This window comes from Pseudomonas sp. SG-MS2 (assembly GCF_009933855.1).
GTDB lineage: Bacteria > Pseudomonadota > Gammaproteobacteria > Pseudomonadales > Pseudomonadaceae > Aquipseudomonas > Aquipseudomonas putida_E.
On record NZ_MOMO01000074.1, the window covers coordinates 1 to 16951 of the forward strand.

Genomic DNA, 16951 nt, shown 5'->3' on the forward strand with positions numbered 1-16951 from the left:
ACCTGCTCAAGCAAGCCCAAGGCGAACAGGCAGCCTACCTTGAAACCCTCAAGAGCCTGGTTTCGGTCGACACCGGTACCGGCACAGAGCCCGGCCTTGCACAAGTCAGCGCCGCGCTGGTCAAGCGCCTCGAGGCATTGGGTGCCCAGGTGCAGACCCACCCTGCCCAACCGTCCGTGGGCGACAACATCGTCGGCACCTTCAAAGGTACCGGCAGCAAAAATTTTCTGCTCATGGTCCACTACGACACCGTGTTCGTCCCTGGCACCGTGGCCAAGCGCCCGTTCCGCGTGGATGGCCCACGCGCCTACGGCCCAGGCGTTGCCGACGCCAAGGGTGGCGTGGCGATGATCCTGCATGCACTCAAACTGCTGCAACAGCAAGACTTCAAGGGTTACCGCACGCTCACCGTGCTGTTCAACCCGGACGAGGAAATGGGTTCGGCCGGGTCGAAACAGATCATCGCCGAACTGGCGCGCAAGCATGACTACGTGTTCTCTTACGAGCCACCGGACAAGGACGCCGTGACGGTCGCCACCAATGGCATCAACCGCCTCAGGCTCGAGGTCAAGGGCCGTGCCTCGCACGCAGGCTCGGCCCCCGAAGAGGGGCGCAACGCGTTGACCGAACTGGCCCACCAGTTGCTCCAGCTCAAAGACCTGGGTGATGCCAGCAAAGGCACCACGGTGAACTGGACCCTGGCCAAAGCCGGCGAAAAGGCCAACATCATCCCGGCATTGGCCACTGCCGAAGCGGACATGCGTTACTCGGACCTGAGCGAGACCGACCGGGTGCAGGGGGACGCTCAGCGCATCGTGAAAAAACTGCTGGTCGCCGATACCCAAGCGACCGTCACCGTCGAAAAAGGCCGCCCACCCCTGGCACGCAATGACGCATCGGCGAAGCTGGCCCAGACTGCCCAGCAGCTGTATGCCGAGGTCGGCCACAAGATCGAGCCGATTGCCATGCGCTTCGGCACCGATGCCGGCTATGCCTACGTACCGGGCAGCGACAAGCCGGCGGTACTGGAAACCCTGGGCGTGGTCGGCGCGGGGCTGCATGGTGACGACGAGTACATCGAGCTGAGCAGTGTGGCGCCGCGCTTGTACCTGACGGTCGCGATGATCCGGCATCTGGCGCAATAATAAAGGTACTTCCACAACTGCCCTATGGGCCGCCGGCAATCCGGCGCCCTCAGGGTCACCTCACCCCCACCCGTCCATGCGCATCGTCGCCCGCACCAGCCGCTGCTCCTCCTGCTCGATCTCGCGCAAACTGTCGCGAATCCCGTTGATGTGTTCGCGCGCCGCCCGCTGCGCCTGCTCCGGCAATTGCTCCATCACTGCGTGATACAGCCGCGCATGTTGGCGGTCGATCTGGCGCTTCTGCGCGGGGCGGCAATACAGGTTGTTGACCGATGCGAACACCGTGTTCAAGGTCAGGTCGCTGAGCGACTGCAGGGTGTGCACCAGCACCGGGTTGTGCGAGGCCTCGCTGATCGCCCGGTGGAATGCATGGTCGCGGTGGGCGTGCTCACGCGCATCCAGCCCTTCGGGCGCTGCGTGGGCGGCGAGCATGTCTTCGTAGCGACGGCGGATCAGCAGGCGATCAACATCGGTGGCACGCAACGCTGCCAGGCGTGCGGACTCGGCCTCGAGCAGCGCGCGCACTTCCAACAGGTCGAACAAGGTGCGCGGTTGCGAGCTGAACAGGTGCATCAGCGGGGTGACGCCCACCTGCTGCCCGGTCAGGTCGGCGACGAACGAACCGCGCCCCTGCTCGGTGTCGATGATGCCGCGCCCGCGCAGGATGCGCAGGCCTTCACGCAGTGCCGAGCGTGAACAGCCGAGCTTTTCCACCAGGCGTCGCTCCGAAGGCAAGGCCTGCCCCACCTTGAGCACACCCTCGACGATCAACCGTTCGACCCGCTCGGCAACCTGGTCGGCGACCTTGGCCTTGCCTTCAGCAACCATGTGCACCCCCTCAACTGGTAGGACCACTTCCATAGCCTGCGCCAATCTACGCATCCCAACCGGTAAATAACCAGCACCTGCCGGAAAAACTGGTAGGACCAGTGCGCTGCAGGCTCGACCTGAGGCAACGGGGCGCGCAGGCTGAGGGGGTGAACGGTTTACCCACAACAACAAAAACTGCCGTTGAGTGAGCCTGATGAACATTCTCTACGACGAACGGGTCGATGGCGCGCTGCCTGCCGTGGACCAGCCGGCCCTGCTGCAGGCCTTGCGCGAAGCGCTGCCCGACCTTGAGATCCTGCATAGGGGCGAAGACCTCACACCTTACGAATGCGACGGCCTCTCTGCTTACCGCACCGTGCCCCTGATGGTGGTGCTGCCCGAGCGTCTGGAGCAGGTGCAGACGCTGCTCAGGCTCTGCCACCTACGCGGCGTGCCCGTCGTGGCGCGTGGTGCCGGCACGGGCTTGTCAGGCGGCGCATTGCCACTGGCCAAGGGCATCCTGCTGGTCATGGCACGCTTCAACCGCATTCTTGAAGTCAACCCGCAAGGCCGTTTCGCCCGGGTTCAGCCGGGGGTGCGCAACCTGGCCATTTCCCAGGCAGCGGCGCCCTATGGCCTTTACTACGCGCCAGACCCCTCTTCGCAAATCGCCTGCTCCATCGGCGGCAATGTCGCTGAAAACGCCGGAGGCGTGCACTGCCTGAAGTACGGTTTGACCGTACACAACCTGCTCAAGGTGGAGATCCTCACCGTCGAAGGCGAACGCCTGACCTTGGGCAGCGATGCCCTCGACAGCCCAGGCTTCGACTTGCTGGCACTGTTCACCGGTTCCGAAGGCATGCTCGGGATCGTCACCGAAGTGACCGTCAAACTGCTGCCCAAGCCCCAGGTCGCCCGGGTCCTGCTGGCCAGTTTCGACAGCGTGGAAGACGCCGGCCGGGCCGTGGCCGACATCATTGCTGCCGGGATCATCCCCGGTGGCCTGGAAATGATGGACAACCTGGCGATCCGCGCCGCCGAAGACTTCATCCACGCCGGCTACCCGGTAGAGGCTGCGGCGATCCTTTTGTGCGAACTCGATGGTGTCGAGGCCGACGTGCAGGACGACTGCGAGCGTGTGGCAGCGATACTGCAGCAGGCCGGTGCCCGCGAGGTGCGCCTGGCCTGCGACGAGGCCGAGCGCGTGCGCTTCTGGGCAGGCCGCAAGAACGCATTCCCGGCGGTGGGGCGCATCTCGCCGGACTACTACTGCATGGACGGGACCATCCCGCGCCGCGAACTGCCGCGCGTGCTCAAGGGCATCAGCGAACTGTCCGCGCAGTACGGCCTGCGCGTTGCCAACGTGTTCCACGCCGGCGACGGCAACATGCACCCACTGATCCTGTTCGATGCCAACCTGCCCGGCGAACTGGAACGCGCCGAAGCCATCGGCGGGCGCATCCTTGAACTGTGCGTGGCAGTGGGCGGCAGCATCACCGGCGAGCATGGCGTGGGCCGCGAGAAAATCAACCAGATGTGCGCGCAGTTCAACAGCGACGAAATCACCCTGTTCCATGCCGTGAAGGCAGCGTTCGATCCCAAAGGGCTGCTCAACCCGGGCAAGAACATCCCCACCCTGCACCGCTGCGCCGAGTTCGGTGCCATGCATGTGCATCACGGCCAACTGCCCTTCCCTGACCTGGAGCGCTTCTGATGAGCCTGGACCGCGATATGAGCCAGGACCTGCTCGAACAGGTCAACCAGGCCTTGAACCTGAACACCCCGCTGCGCATTCAGGGCAGCAACAGCAAAGCCATGCTGGGGCGCCCGGTGGTCGGGGAGCTCGTCGATACCCGCGGCCACCGCGGCATCGTCAGTTACGACCCGACCGAGCTGGTGCTCACCGCTCGCGCCGGTACGCCACTGCAAGAGATCGAGGCGGCGCTGTTCGAGGCCGGGCAGATGCTGCCATGCGAACCGCCCCACCTCGGCGCCGGGGCGACCCTGGGCGGCATGGTAGCAGCGGGGCTGTCCGGGCCCCGTCGGCCCTGGGCCGGGTCGGTACGCGACTATGTGCTCGGCACGCGGGTCATTACCGGCCACGGCAAGCTGCTGCGCTTTGGCGGTGAGGTGATGAAAAACGTCGCCGGTTACGACGTCTCGCGGCTGATGGCCGGCAGCTTCGGCTGCCTGGGCCTGCTGACCGAAGTGTCGCTGAAGGTGCTGCCACGGCCGCGGCAATGCCTGAGCCTGCGCCTGCCGATGGACCGCCATCAGGCCCTGGCCGAACTGGCCGAATGGGGTCAGCAGCCGTTGCCGATCAGCGCAGCCTGCCACGACGGCGAAGCACTGTACCTGCGCCTGGAAGGCGGTGAAGGCTCGGTGCAATCGGCCCGCCAGCGCCTGGGCGGCGACGTGCTCGACAGCCCGTTCTGGAGTGACCTGCGCGAGCAGCGCCTGGCCTTCTTCGAGGGCCCCGAACCGCTGTGGCGCCTATCGGTGCCCATCGCCACCGCCGAACTGGACCTGCCGGGGCGCCAGCTGATCGACTGGGGCGGCGCGCAGCGCTGGCTGAAGTCCGGCGCCCCCGCAGCGGCGATCCGCGAGCAGGTGGCCAAGGCCGGCGGCCACGCCATCGGCTATGCCCAAGGCGAGCACAGCAGTGCACCACTGCCGGCCGCGCTGATGCGTTATCACCACGCCCTCAAGCGTCAACTCGACCCCCAGGGCCTGTTCAACCCTGGCCGCCTGCACCCGGACCTGTGAGGCCACGCCATGCAAACCAACCTGAGCGACACCGCCAAGCGCCTGGCCCGCGCCGAAGAGGCCGAGAGCATCCTGCGCGCATGCGTGCACTGTGGCTTCTGCACGGCCACCTGCCCCACCTACCAGTTGCTCGGCGATGAACTGGACGGACCGCGCGGGCGCATCTACCTGATCAAGCAAGTGCTCGAAGGTGCGCCGGTCACCGCCAGTACCCAACTGCACCTGGACCGCTGCCTGACCTGCCGCAACTGTGAGACCACCTGCCCATCAGGGGTCAAATACCATGACCTGCTGGACATCGGCCGCGCCGTGGTCGAACAGCAAGTGCCCCGCCCGGTCGGCCAGCGCCTGCTGCGCCAAGGTTTACGCGCAGTGGTGCCGCGCCCGGCGCTGTTCAAGGCGCTGACCCGCGCAGGCCAAGCCTTGCGCCCAGTCCTGCCGGGCACACTCAAGCGCAAGTTGCCCGCCCAGGTGGCCTCCCCTGGCAAACGCCCGGCGGTGCGCCACGCGCGCCGCGTGCTGCTGCTAGAAGGCTGCGTACAGCCGGCCCTGTCGCCCAACACCAACGCCGCCACCGCGCGGTTGCTGGACCGCCTGGGCATCAGCGTGGAACCTGCATTCGAAGCTGGCTGCTGTGGCGCGGTTGATTACCACCTCAATGCCCAGGAGCAAGGCCTGCAGCGTGCCCGGCGCAACATCGATGCCTGGTGGCCCGCCATCGACGCGGGCGCCGAAGCCATCGTGCAGACCGCCAGCGGCTGCGGCGCCTTCGTGCGTGACTACGGCCACCTGCTGGAGAAGGATCCGCTTTACGCGGCCAAGGCAGCGCGGGTCAGCGCGCTGTCACGCGACCTGGTGGAAGTGCTGCGCGACGAGCCGGTCGAGCAACTGGGCGTGTGCGCCGAACAACGCCTGGCTTTTCATTGCCCGTGCACCCTGCAGCACGCCCTCAAGCTCGGCGGCCAGGTGGAGAGCCTGCTGGCCCGGCTTGGCTTCACCCTCACCGCAGTGCCCGACGGCCATTTGTGCTGCGGCTCTGCCGGGACCTACTCGCTGACCCAGCCCGAACTGTCGCGGCAACTGCGCGACAGCCGACTCAACGCGCTGGAAAGCGGCAAGCCGCAACTCATCGCCACCGCCAACATCGGTTGCCAGACCCACCTCGACGGTGCCGGACGCACACCGGTACGGCACTGGATCGAAATCGTCGAAGCAGCCCTGAACCAGGAGAACAGCCATGCATAGCAAGTCCGTGATCGGCCAGGTCGAAGTTGCCCGCCTGCTTGCAGCCGCCCGCCAGGAGGCCCTGGCGCACCAGTGGAAGGTCACCATCGCGGTGGTCGACGACGGCGGCCATCCGCTTGGCCTGGAGCGCATGGACGGCTGCGCGGCAGCCAGCGCCTACATCGCCGTTGAAAAGGCTCGCAGCTCGGCCTTGGGGCGCAAGGAAACGCGCGATTACGAACAGATGGTCAACGGCGGGCGCACCGCGTTCGTCACCGCGCCGCTGCTGACCAGCCTGGAGGGCGGCGTGCCGTTGCGGGTGGATGGCCAGGTGGTCGGCGCCATCGGTGTATCCGGGGTCAAGCCTGAACAGGATGCCCAGGTGGCCAAGGCCGGGGCGGCGGCCATCACGTAATCCGCGCCTTGACAGCTCACCGCCAACAGAAGAGCCGGGCCGCGGTTGGCTTTTGCAGGTCGACCGCTTGCAAGCCACCCGGCACCTCTCTACACGTTCAGAAAATTCCTACCCATCCTCTCGGAAGCGTCCTACTTGCCGCGCACCACCATGGAAAACATGATCGGCACTTGTGTCCCAGAGGAAGCTGCGCATGCATCCACACACCCGCACCACTGCCGAGTTGCGCAGCGCCCTGCGCGAGCTGCTGGCCCATGATGTCAGCAACCCTGACGACGACCCGCACTGGTCGGGAGTACTGTTCTTTTGTGCCACCGACGAGCGCACGCGGGGGCTGATCGAACGCATCGAGTTGCTGGCCAGCGAATTGTTTTTCGACGCGTGTGGCCGCCTCATCGCGCACCGCATCCGTAACATCGCTGTCGAGGGCGTTTGCATCAAGCAAAAGCGCAAGGCGCCAGCCGATGAGACGGTGATCCGTATTGCGCTGCTGGACAAGGGCTATATCACGGTGAGTACCGCACGATTCTGAAGCCAGCAGGCGACTGGGACGCTGCTGCGGTGCCGTTGATTCATTTTTGCCTTGCTTTGTTTTTCTTTTGCTTTTGCTTCTAAGTGCGCGGTATGCCAGGCACCGCCGATTGCGACTTCAGGAGGCCGAGCGCAGGTCTTGCGCAGGGAGGTGACGGGCATGGATGCCCGTCAAGCGCTTCGGCCCATGGCTGGGCCGTGCAGGCGCTGAGGCCGGCCAGGCTGGGCCAACGCTACTGCCCAACCAACCTAGCCCGGTATCTCCCCGGGCTTTGCCCCGTCCACTTCTTGAACGCCCGATGAAACGCACTGGGCTCCTGAAACCCCGCCTGCTCGGCGATTTCGGCAATGCTCATCACCCCCTCACGCAAACGCTCAAAGGCCATGGCGCGACGCACCTCATCCTTGATCTGCTGATACGAACGCCCTTCGCGCTCCAACTGGCGGCGGAAAGTGCTGGCACTGATCCCCTGCTGCTCAGCCATGGCCGCCAGCGTCGGCCATTGCCCATAGCGCCGGGCACGCAGATGCCGGTACACCTGGGCCACCAACCCATTCTGGTTGCGAAAGCGGATCACCAGGCCCTGGGGCGCGCTACGCAGAAAGGTTTTCAGACCGGCCAGGTCCTGGACCACCGGCAGACGCAGATAAGCGCTGTCGAACTCAACCTCGGTGCGCCCGCTGCCCAGGCGCAAGTCCGGCCCCCACAGCAGCAGGTCGTCGTCCTGGGCCGGGCGCGCCACTGCCAGTTCGGTGCGGTCGATGGCCAGACGGCGCCCGGCCAGCCAGCACAGCAGGCCAACCACCAGCACCAGATAGGTCTCCTCGGCATAAACCCGGGTCAACGGGTCGGCAATGCCCGAGTGCACGCTGATCACCGCCCGCCCGGCGCGCACCGTCAGGCTGCCGCGCAGGTCATGCAGGAACAGGCTGAAATTGCCCAAGCATTGGCGCAGTGCCTTGTCCAGGTTCGGCTCCTGGATAAGGCCGCGACAGATCAGGGCAAAGCTGCCCAGCGGCATGCCATGGCTGTCGAGGCGAAAGAACTCATCGTCCAGTTGCTGGATCTGCGTCAGCCACAATTGGGCGAACGCCTTGGCCGGTACGCGGGCCTGCGGCTGATCGAGCAGCGCCGGGTCGATGCCCACCGCGCGCAGATGGGCGTCACGCGCCAAGGGCTGGTCGCGCAGGGCATGAAACATGGCATTGAGAAAGTACACGGCGACCGAATCGCTATCGCGCATGGCGTTATTCGCTGTCTATGCTGAGTGGCAAAAAGTGCCAGGTTGACTGAACAGATCCGGCATAGGCTGGAACAGGGCCTTTGCCTAGACTCGGACTCAACGAGGGAGCGCCGGCCATTCTCGCAGAGCCTGGCCCGCTTCCGCCATGCCTTCGCAATCGGAGCCTCTATGAGCAGCGCAGAAATCTACGTCGTCAGTGCCGTCCGTTCCGCCATCGGTGGTTTTGGTGGCTCGCTCAAGGACCTGCCGCTGGCAGACCTCGCCACTGCCATCAGCCGCGCCGCCCTCGAACGCTCGGGCGTAGCACCTGAGCAGGTCGGCCATGTGGTCATGGGTAATGTCATCCCCACCGAGCCACGCGATGCTTACCTGTCGCGGGTCGCCGCGATGAGCGCTGGCATCCCCAAGGAAACCCCGGCGTTCAACGTCAACCGCCTGTGCGGTTCGGGCCTTCAGGCCATCGTTTCCGCTACCCAGTGCCTGCTGCTGGGTGATGCCGATGTGGCCCTGGCCGCCGGTGCCGAGTCCATGAGCCGTGGCCCTTACTTGCTGCCACAGGCCCGCTGGGGAGCGCGCATGGGCGACCTGCAAGGCATCGACTACACCGTCGGCGTTCTGCAGGACCCGTTCGAACACTTCCACATGGGCATCACGGCGGAAAATGTCGCCGCCAAGCACGGCATCACCCGCCAGATGCAGGATGAACTGGCCCTGACCAGCCAGCGCCGCGCCGCCCGTGCCATCGCTGAAGGCCGCTTCGCCAGCCAGATCGTGCCGCTGGAACTGAAAACCCGCAAAGGCACCGTCGAGTTCGCCGTTGACGAACACGTACGCGGCGATGTGACCGCCGAACAGCTGGCCGGCATGAAGACCGTCTTCAAGAAAGACGGCACCGTTACCGCCGGCAACGCCAGCGGCATCAACGACGGCGCTGCCGGCCTGGTGCTGGCGACCGGTGACGCCGTACGCCGCCTGGGCCTCAAGCCGCTGGCGCGCCTGGTGGCCTACGCCCATGCCGGCGTCGAGCCCGAGCTGATGGGCCTGGGGCCGATTCCGGCAACACGCAAAGCGCTGGAAAAGGCCGGCCTGAACATCAGCGACCTGGACGTGATCGAGTCCAATGAAGCCTTCGCCGCCCAAGCCTGTGCCGTGGCCCGCGCGCTGGACTTCGACCCGCAGAAGGTCAACCCGAACGGGTCCGGCATTTCCCTGGGCCACCCGGTGGGTGCCACCGGGGCGATCATTGCCACCAAGGCCATCCATGAACTGCAGCGCATTCAGGGCCGCTACGCGTTGGCCACCATGTGCATTGGCGGCGGCCAGGGCATCGCCGTCGTCTTCGAGCGCGTCTGAGGGAACTTGCAACATGAGCATTGAACAGATCGCCGTGATCGGCGCCGGCACCATGGGCAACGGCATCGCGCAAGTCTGCGCGGTGGCCGGCTATCAGGTGCTGCTGGTGGATGTCGCCGAGGCCGCACTAGAGCGCGGCGTCGCCACCCTGAGCAAAAACCTGGAGCGCCAGGTCAACAAGGGTACCCTCGATGCTGAGCGCGCCAGCGCAGCCAAAGCGCGCATCAGCACCAGCACCGATTATGCCCGCTTGAGCACTGCGCAACTGGTGATCGAGGCGGCGACCGAAAACCTGCAGCTCAAGCAACGCATCCTTCAGCAAGTGGCTGCCAACGTGGCGCCCGATTGCCTGATTGCCACCAACACCTCGTCACTGTCGGTGACCCAGCTGGCGGCCAGTATCGAGCACCCTGAGCGGTTCATCGGCGTGCACTTCTTCAACCCGGTGCCGATGATGGCCCTGGTCGAGATCATCCGTGGCCTGCAAACCAGCGACAGCACCTATGCCCAGGCCCTGCTGGTTACCGAGAAGCTCGGCAAGACGCCGATCACTGCCGGTAACCGCCCGGGCTTCGTGGTCAACCGCATCCTGGTGCCGATGATCAACGAAGCGATCTTCGTGCGCCAGGAGGGCCTGGCCAGTGCCGAAGACATCGACACCGGCATGCGCCTGGGTTGCAACCAGCCGATCGGCCCGCTGGCGCTGGCCGACCTGATTGGCCTGGACACCTTGCTGGCGATCATGGAAGCCTTCCATGAGGGCTTCAACGACAGCAAGTACCGCCCTGCCCCACTGCTAAGGGAAATGGTCGCGGCCGGCTGGCTGGGGCGCAAGAGCGGCCGCGGCTTCTTCACCTACTGAGGAGCTAACAGCATGCCCCCGGTCAATGCCGCGATGCGCTGTGCCAATTTTGAAGAGCGACGTGACCGGGCCATGGCGCTGTTCGCCGAGAAGGGCTTCGGCCAGGTGAGCATGCGCGAACTGGCGGCACATCTGGGCGTGACCGCAGGTTCGCTGTATCAGCACTTCCCGAGCAAGCAGGACTTGCTGTACGACCTGATCGAAGAGTTGTACGAGGAGCTGCAGGCAACGCTGGAGCTTGGCCGCCGTGCTACAGCGCGCGGCGGTTCGGCGTTGGCTTGCCTGATTGCAGCGCACTGGCAACTGCATGCCGAACGGCCCCTGCAGTTTCGCCTGGCCGCACGGGACTTCTGCTGCCTGAGCGAAGCGCAGCAAACGCGCCTGGCGTTGTTGCGCAAACGTTATGAGACAGGGTTGCTGCGGTTGATCGCACCGCAGGCGAAACTGCCCGACGCAGCATTGGCGGCGACGGCGCAGGTGGTGGCGACGTTGCTCAACCAGTTGCCTGGGATGCTGAAGGCTTTGCCTGAGGAACAAGGGTTGGGGTTGATGGAAAGCCTGCTGGTTGGGGGAATTGAGCGAACATTGCGCTAGCCCACCGTACCGCTCGATCAGCCAGGCTCTACATCTTCACCACCTCAACAAACGCGGGCCAAGCACTGCTCCCATCAACGTGGGCACCGACATCCCCAGCACGTACCAGGTCCCCCAGAACGGCACCTGCATTTCCGGGCAGTGCAGGCAGTAAACCAAGGTTGCGGTCGCACCGGCGAGCAGGCCCGCGGCTGCGCCAGCCTGGCGCAGCCGCGTCGGTGCCAGGCCACGCAATGCCCAGAACAGGGTGATGAACACCGGCACGCACAGCAGCGTGATGTTCAACGCGCAGGTGCGCCAGGTACGCCCAAAGATCAAATCGGCACGGGCTTCGACCGGAGCCCCGAACAGGCTGATCGCAGCTCCCAGCCAGACCAGCAGCAACGGTAGCCCGAGCAGTTGCCACACCATCCCGCCGCGCACGCCGGGCCTGGCCAGGCGCTGCGTCAACGACAGCCCGAGCAGCGCCAGGCTGGCGGGCAAGGCCAGCTTGGCCCAGAACAGCGGCGTACGCGCCACTTCGGCAAGGTCGCTGCGCACGCCGTAGACGGCCACCGTCATCAGCACCGCAGCCAGTGTGCCTGCTAGCAACGCCAGCGCCAGGCGCCGTGCCAGCGCATGACGGCCCACCGGCGCTTCACCAGCAGCCAGCAGGGTAATCAGTTCATCAGTCTTCATGCTCTTCACTGCCTCGAATCAGCTTGGCCAGCGCCTTGAGCCCCCGGTGTATCCCCACCTTGACCGCCGAACAGGAAAGCCCGGTGATACGCGCAGTCTCCTCCACCGAAAGCCCTTCGAGCTTGACGTGGACAATGGGCAAGCGTTGGCGCGCCGGCAACCGCCCCAACAGCTTGCCCAGATCGCGGCTGGCCTGGGCAGGCGCTTCATCACTGGTGGCGAACAGGTCACTGTCGTCTTCCAGCACCTCGTGCAACGCGTCGTGGTGCGCGTAGCGGCGCAGGTAATCTGCCAGCTTGTAACGGGCAATCGCTTGTACCCACGCCGTCAGCGGCTGTTGCGGCTGGTAGGTATGACGTGCGTTATGCACGGCCAGCAACACTTCCTGCAGCAAGTCTTCGATTTCGGCCGGGCGCTGCTGCAGCCGCCGCCGCAGAAACCCACGCACATGCACCGCCAGCGCCGCAAGGAATTCGCGGTAGGCCCGTGCATCGCCCGCCAGCCCGCGCAGCAGCAAGCCCTGCAACTGCGACTCGCGTGCGCCGAGGTGGTCCTGAGAGTTAGTTCGTTGCATGGGGGGCCAAGGTTACACCGTCTGTAGTTTTTTCTTTTATCGAACCTTAGCCGCTGCTGCGCTTTTCAGCGCATGGGTCAGGGCAAATGCAGCAACCTGAAAATATTTTCGCGGGCCTGTAACCGCAGCAGCGGCCACCGCGAACTAGTCCATGAGCCTTCGGTACATCACCACGGCCCCATTCTCTGGAGACACCCCCATGAATACCCTCGCCCTTACCACTGCCGCCCTGGCCCTTGCTTCCATGGCCAGCGTCGCCACCGCCGCCGATACCACCAGCAACGGTGCAGCCATGGAAAAATGCTACGGCGTCGCCATGGCCGGCAAGAACGACTGCAAAGCCGGTGCCGGCACCAGTTGCGCAGGCAGCTCCAAAAAAGACTACGACGGCATGGCCTGGAAAAACGTCCCGGCCGGCACCTGCACCTCGATCAAGACGCCCAATGGCATGGGTTCACTGACCCCGATCAAGTCTTGAGCAGAGGCCGCCGACCATGAACCGAACTGCCCCTCTGGGCGCCGGGCTCGGGCTCAAGGCTGAACACTTTGCCCAGGCCTTGGCCTGCGATGCAGAAGGCCTGTGGTATGAGGTGCATCCAGAGAACTACATGGTCGGCGGGCCGCGCCTGGCGTGGCTGCAGCGCATCGCCGAACGCCATGCGCTGTCGCTGCACGGCGTTGCGCTGTCACTGGCAGCGGACGCCGAACCGGACATCACCCACCTGCGCCGGTTGCGCGTGCTGATCGACCAGGTAAACCCGGTGCTGGTGTCGGAGCACCTGGCTTGGTCCACCTGGCGTGACCAGTATCACCCCGACCTGCTGCCGTTCCCCCGCAGCCACGAAGCCTTGGCACGCATCAGTGAGAATATCCTGCGCACCCAGGATGCCCTGGGGCGCTGCATCGCCATCGAAAACCCCAGCCACTACCTGCAACTGCAAGGGCACGACCTGGACGAAATCGAGTTCCTCGGCGAGCTGGTGCGCCGCACCGGCTGCACGCTGTTGCTGGACATCAACAATGTTCATGTCAGCGCCCACAACCTGGGTTTCAACGCCCAGGGCTACCTCGACCGCTTCCCGGCCCATGCCATCAGCGAAGTGCACCTGGCCGGCCACAGCCACGACGACCAAGGCACACTGCTCATCGACTCGCATGATGCAGCCATTGCCGAACCGGTCTGGGCGTTGTACCGCCGGCTGATCGCGCGCATCGGCGCGCGCCCGACACTGATCGAACGCGACGGCAACCTCCCCGCCTTCGATGAACTGCTTGCCGAACGGGCGATTGCCCAGTCTACCCTCGACCACGCAGGAGCCTTGCCATGAACCTGCCACTTGGCCAGTTCCAGGATGCCTTCATCGACGCACTCTACCTGCGCCCTGCTCCGCTGCTGCACAACCTGACACGCCAACCGGCGTTCGCGGTCTACCGCAATACCGTGATGGCCGGCTGCGTGGACGCACTGCGCGCCAACTTCCCCAGTGTCGAAACTCTGGTCGGCGCCGGCTGGATGCAGCAAGCCGCTGCCGCCTACGCACAACACACCCCACCTGACGACGCACGGCTGATCCGCTACGGTGCGACGTTCGCGGCGTTTCTGCAAGACAGCCAGGCCAGCCACGGGCTGCCCTACCTGGCCGATGTCGCACGCCTGGACTGGTATTGGTGCGAAGTGTTCGCCGCCGACGAGCAACCTTGCCTGGCCCTGGCCGACCTGGCAGGCATGACGGCCAGCGACCTGGGTCGCAGCCACCTGCGGCCGCGCCAGAGCGTGCGCTGGCAGTGGTGCGACGCTCACCCGGCACTTAGCCTGTGGCGCTGCAGCCGCGAAGGCCTGGCATGGCCACAGTCGCAACCCTGGGTGGCAGAAGGCGCACTGTTGAGCGCCGACCAGGACGGCGTGAACCATCAGCCACTCGAGGCCGGTGGCTGCACGTTCCTGGATGCCTGCGCAGCCGGTCACACACTGGAAAGCGCCTCGCAACTTGCCCTGCAACGCCAGCCTGGCCTCAACTTCACCAGCCTGCTCGGTCGCCTGATGCAGGCCCGGGTCTTTCTCCCGCTTTCATTCGATTGAAGGAACGGCCATGGACACCCTGCGCCCCCCAGCTCCACCCATTGGCCTGCGCCAACGCTGGAACGGCCTTGCCGACTGCCTGCAACGGCTGCTCAACGACAGTGCGTTGTGCCTGGTCGCGCGGTTGGGCATCGCCTCGATATTCTTCCTGTCAGGCCGCACCAAGGTCGAGGGTCTGCTGAGCATCACGCCCAGTACCTACGAGCTGTTCCAGAGCGAGTATGCCTTGCCGCTGCTTTCGCCCTGGCTCGCAGCCCACCTGGCAACCTACGCCGAGCACCTGTTCCCACTGCTACTGGTGCTGGGCCTGTTCACCCGGCTTTCAGCGCTTGCCCTGCTCGGCATGACAGCGGTCATCCAGATATTCGTCTACCCGGACGCCTGGCCTACTCACCTTTCGTGGGCTGGCCTGCTGCTGTTGCTGATAGGCCGGGGTGCCGGCGCTCTGTCACTGGACCGGTTGCTACGGCTGCATTGAGCCCAGCCGGCCAGCTACCACTTGGCAGGCGCAGCGTGTCGGGTGAAGAACACTCACGCGGCTTTTCCATTAAACTCTTCGCAGCCCACGTTGTCTTGGTACCGCACTGTTGCACCCACCCTAGCGGTACACCCCAAGATGAAGCACCCCGCCACATTCACCCAAGGTTCATTGACCCACCACGTACGGGTAATGGCGTTTACCAGTGCGCTGAGCCTGCTGGCGATTTTCCTGACCGACATTCTCACGCTCACGTATGTCGCCCTGCTGCATGACGAAGTACTCATTGCTGCGGTAGGCATCGCCAAGACCCTGGCCTTTTTCAATTCAAGCCTGGTGGCGGGCATTGTCGTCGCTGCAGGCACCATGATCTCCCGCAGGGTCGGCCAGGGTTCGAGCGCCTCGGTGCCTGTGCTGACCAGCCACATGCTGATCCTCGCCGCGCTGGTCTCGGCCAGTGTGTCTGCACTGCAGTGGTATAACCTGGACTTCTTCGCCGGCCTGGTGGGGGCCGATGCGCCCGCCTCACCGCTTGCCCGGCAATTCATTGCCATGACGCTGGTGGCGTCGGTGCTGATGGCGCTCACTCAGGCCACGGCCCAAGTGCTCCGGGCGCAAGGTTTGAGCGGGCGCGCGCTGGCAGTGGTGCTGGCCAGTGCCGCCTGCCTGGCCATCGTCGACCCGATACTGATCTTTGGTCTGGACCTGAAACTGTTGGGCGCCGGCCTTTCCTGCCTGGTGGCAGCCACAGCAGGCAGCCTGACGGGCCTGTACCTGGTCAGGGCCCATGTCGGCCTTGCCACGCGCATACGCCTACGCCTGCTGCGGCTGTATGGCGCACGCATCATGCGCATTGCCTTGCCTTACACCCTCGCCAACCTGGCGATGCCCGTCGCCCTGACCTACACCATGGCGCAGCTGGCACTGTTCGGGGTCTCGGTCATGGCTGGCATGGCGGTGATGGACAGAGTGCTGCAGATTACCTACTGCCTGTACTTCGCCTTGCCGGGCGCGCTGGTGCCGATCCTGGCACAGAACCTGGGCGCGCACCGCCATGCGCGTTCACAGGCAGCCTTGCACAGCGCCGCCAGGCTGGTGGTGGTGTACGGCCTGGTCGCCTGGGCAGTGCTGGCAAGCGCCGCGCCGTGGCTTGGCCATGCCTTCACGCTGTCAGGCCCGGGGCAGGCGCTGATCGAGGACCTGTGCCGGTACGGGCCGGGGCTGTGGGTCATCATGGGCCTGGACTTCATCGCCATTTCGCTGTTCATCTGCCGCGGCCAGGCAGGGTGGGTGGCCTTCTACGCCTGGCTTCGCGCCACCTTGGGTACCCTGCCCTTCGTCACCGCAGGCGCAGCGCTGCAAGGTGCCAACGGCATCATGCTCGGGCTGTGGGTCGGCAATGCCCTGGTCGCACTGGCCAGCGTCGCCACGGCCATCCTGATCAACCGCCCAGGCGCATACCGGGCGCACGAACCCTAGAACTTTTGCCATAATCGCCCTCGCCGCTTCAGCGGAACCGGCACACCACCCACCACAGCTTGAAGTTGGTTTATGTCAGGTCAGGATCACGAAAGCGAAGCGTCCAGCACACCGGTCACCAAACGCCGCCGCGCCCCCAAGGGCGAAATGCGCCGCGCCGCCCTGCTGGATGCGGCCACCGCCGTGTTCGCCAAAGACGGTTATGCAGCGGCCTCCATGCGCGATGTGGCCGAAATCGCCGGCATCACTACGGTCGGGTTGTTGCACCACTTCCCCAACAAGGTGTCGTTGCTGCAGGCCTTGCTCGATCGGCGCGATCGGCGAGTGACGGAGAAGTTTGCCGAGCTGGAGATGGCGCCGACGCTTGCGAATTTCCTGGCGTTCGTGCGCATGAGCATGAACTTCAGCGTGCAGAACCTGCTTGAATGCCAGGCTTCGATGATGATCAGCGTCGAAAGCCTGTCCGAGCAGCACCCGGCCTGGCCCTGGTACAAGGAGAAATTCGCGCTGACCCACGCCCACGCCCAGGCGCACCTGGCGGCGCTGGTCGAGCATGGCGAGGTGCGCAAGGACATTGATGCGAAGGCGTTGGCGACCGAGATCTTCGCCGTGATGGATGGCCTGCAGATCCAGTGGCTGCGCGCCCCGGACCAGGTCGACGTCGAAGCGGTCTTCGACGCCTACCTGCTACGCCTTGCCTCTTGCATCAAGGCCTAGT

General features: G+C 65.2%; 19 protein-coding genes. 15 read left to right on the top strand and 4 right to left on the bottom strand.

Annotation, left to right across the window (positions count from 1 at the left end; all coding sequences use genetic code 11):
• On the top strand, window positions 1-1145 hold a 1145-nt coding region (locus BLX42_RS05935; protein ID WP_161871353.1), incomplete at its 5' end, for a M20/M25/M40 family metallo-hydrolase.
• Between the two features lie 60 nt (window positions 1146-1205).
• Here the strand turns inward: BLX42_RS05935 and glcC are convergent.
• Window positions 1206-1973, bottom strand: a complete 768-nt coding sequence (glcC, locus tag BLX42_RS05940) for a transcriptional regulator GlcC (protein ID WP_125922921.1) — start codon at window positions 1971-1973, stop codon at window positions 1206-1208.
• 196 nt (window positions 1974-2169) lie between these two features.
• On the opposite strand from glcC, the gene glcD reads away from it, so the two are divergent.
• The 5 genes from glcD (at window position 2170) to BLX42_RS05965 (ending at window position 6892) form a co-directional block, all read left to right on the top strand.
• On the top strand, window positions 2170-3669 hold the full coding sequence (glcD, locus tag BLX42_RS05945) for a glycolate oxidase subunit GlcD (RefSeq protein ID WP_161871354.1): 1500 nt from the start codon (window positions 2170-2172) through the stop codon (window positions 3667-3669).
• Window positions 3669-4721 (top strand): glycolate oxidase subunit GlcE, encoded by a 1053-nt coding sequence (gene glcE / locus BLX42_RS05950; protein WP_161871355.1) that lies wholly within the window; start codon window positions 3669-3671, stop codon window positions 4719-4721. Before glcD ends, glcE begins: the two co-directional genes overlap by 1 nt.
• 9 nt (window positions 4722-4730) lie before the next feature.
• A complete protein-coding gene (gene glcF / locus BLX42_RS05955; protein WP_161871356.1) occupies window positions 4731-5966 on the top strand; it encodes a glycolate oxidase subunit GlcF in 1236 nt (411 codons plus the stop codon).
• On the top strand, window positions 5959-6360 hold the full coding sequence (locus BLX42_RS05960) for a heme-binding protein (protein ID WP_046785513.1): 402 nt from the start codon (window positions 5959-5961) through the stop codon (window positions 6358-6360). The genes glcF and BLX42_RS05960 overlap by 8 nt, the downstream gene beginning before the upstream one ends.
• Window positions 6361-6553: 193 nt before the next feature.
• A complete protein-coding gene (locus BLX42_RS05965; RefSeq protein WP_125922916.1) occupies window positions 6554-6892 on the top strand; it encodes a hypothetical protein in 339 nt (112 codons plus the stop codon).
• 232 nt (window positions 6893-7124) lie between these two features.
• On the opposite strand, the gene BLX42_RS05970 is transcribed toward BLX42_RS05965, so the two are convergent.
• Window positions 7125-8135 carry an AraC family transcriptional regulator gene (locus BLX42_RS05970; protein WP_161871357.1) on the bottom strand — a complete coding sequence of 337 codons (1011 nt, stop codon included), beginning with the start codon at window positions 8133-8135 and terminating at the stop codon, window positions 7125-7127.
• Window positions 8136-8303: 168 nt separating this feature from the next.
• On the opposite strand from BLX42_RS05970, the gene BLX42_RS05975 reads away from it, so the two are divergent.
• From BLX42_RS05975 to BLX42_RS05985, 3 genes are read left to right on the top strand one after another with little or no spacing between them, the layout of a single operon-like run.
• Complete coding sequence (locus tag BLX42_RS05975) at window positions 8304-9488, top strand: acetyl-CoA C-acyltransferase family protein (protein ID WP_161871358.1); 1185 nt, start codon at window positions 8304-8306, stop codon at window positions 9486-9488.
• A gap of 13 nt (window positions 9489-9501) precedes the next feature.
• The gene (locus BLX42_RS05980; RefSeq protein WP_046785517.1) at window positions 9502-10350 is read left to right on the top strand and encodes a 3-hydroxybutyryl-CoA dehydrogenase; all 849 of its coding nucleotides are present in this window, start codon (window positions 9502-9504) and stop codon (window positions 10348-10350) included.
• A gap of 12 nt (window positions 10351-10362) precedes the next feature.
• The gene (locus BLX42_RS05985; protein ID WP_161871359.1) at window positions 10363-10944 is read left to right on the top strand and encodes a TetR/AcrR family transcriptional regulator; all 582 of its coding nucleotides are present in this window, start codon (window positions 10363-10365) and stop codon (window positions 10942-10944) included.
• 36 nt (window positions 10945-10980) lie between these two features.
• Here the strand turns inward: BLX42_RS05985 and BLX42_RS05990 are convergent, their stop codons facing one another.
• Both BLX42_RS05990 and BLX42_RS05995 read right to left on the bottom strand, forming a co-directional pair.
• On the bottom strand, window positions 10981-11622 hold the full coding sequence (locus BLX42_RS05990; RefSeq protein WP_161871360.1) for a DUF1109 domain-containing protein: 642 nt from the start codon (window positions 11620-11622) through the stop codon (window positions 10981-10983).
• Window positions 11612-12196: a sigma-70 family RNA polymerase sigma factor gene (locus tag BLX42_RS05995; protein ID WP_161871361.1), complete on the bottom strand. Its 585-nt coding sequence runs from the start codon at window positions 12194-12196 to the stop codon at window positions 11612-11614. Before BLX42_RS05995 ends, BLX42_RS05990 begins: the two co-directional genes overlap by 11 nt.
• A gap of 199 nt (window positions 12197-12395) precedes the next feature.
• On the opposite strand from BLX42_RS05995, the gene BLX42_RS06000 reads away from it, so the two are divergent.
• The 6 genes from BLX42_RS06000 (at window position 12396) to BLX42_RS06025 (ending at window position 16950) form a co-directional block, all read left to right on the top strand.
• Entirely contained in the window at window positions 12396-12674 is a 279-nt protein-coding gene (locus BLX42_RS06000) for a DUF2282 domain-containing protein (protein WP_039602319.1), read from the top strand.
• 16 nt (window positions 12675-12690) lie between these two features.
• Complete coding sequence (locus BLX42_RS06005; RefSeq protein ID WP_161871362.1) at window positions 12691-13524, top strand: DUF692 domain-containing protein; 834 nt, start codon at window positions 12691-12693, stop codon at window positions 13522-13524.
• Window positions 13521-14276: a DNA-binding domain-containing protein gene (locus tag BLX42_RS06010; protein ID WP_161871363.1), complete on the top strand. Its 756-nt coding sequence runs from the start codon at window positions 13521-13523 to the stop codon at window positions 14274-14276. The genes BLX42_RS06005 and BLX42_RS06010 overlap by 4 nt, the downstream gene beginning before the upstream one ends.
• A 10-nt stretch (window positions 14277-14286) precedes the next feature.
• Window positions 14287-14754: a DoxX family protein gene (locus BLX42_RS06015; protein WP_119688797.1), complete on the top strand. Its 468-nt coding sequence runs from the start codon at window positions 14287-14289 to the stop codon at window positions 14752-14754.
• A gap of 138 nt (window positions 14755-14892) precedes the next feature.
• Window positions 14893-16233, top strand: coding sequence for an MATE family efflux transporter (locus BLX42_RS06020; protein ID WP_161871364.1), 1341 nt, complete (start codon window positions 14893-14895; stop codon window positions 16231-16233).
• A 72-nt stretch (window positions 16234-16305) separates the two neighbouring features.
• Complete coding sequence (locus BLX42_RS06025) at window positions 16306-16950, top strand: TetR/AcrR family transcriptional regulator (protein ID WP_125922909.1); 645 nt, start codon at window positions 16306-16308, stop codon at window positions 16948-16950.
• Window position 16951 lies beyond the last annotated feature (1 nt).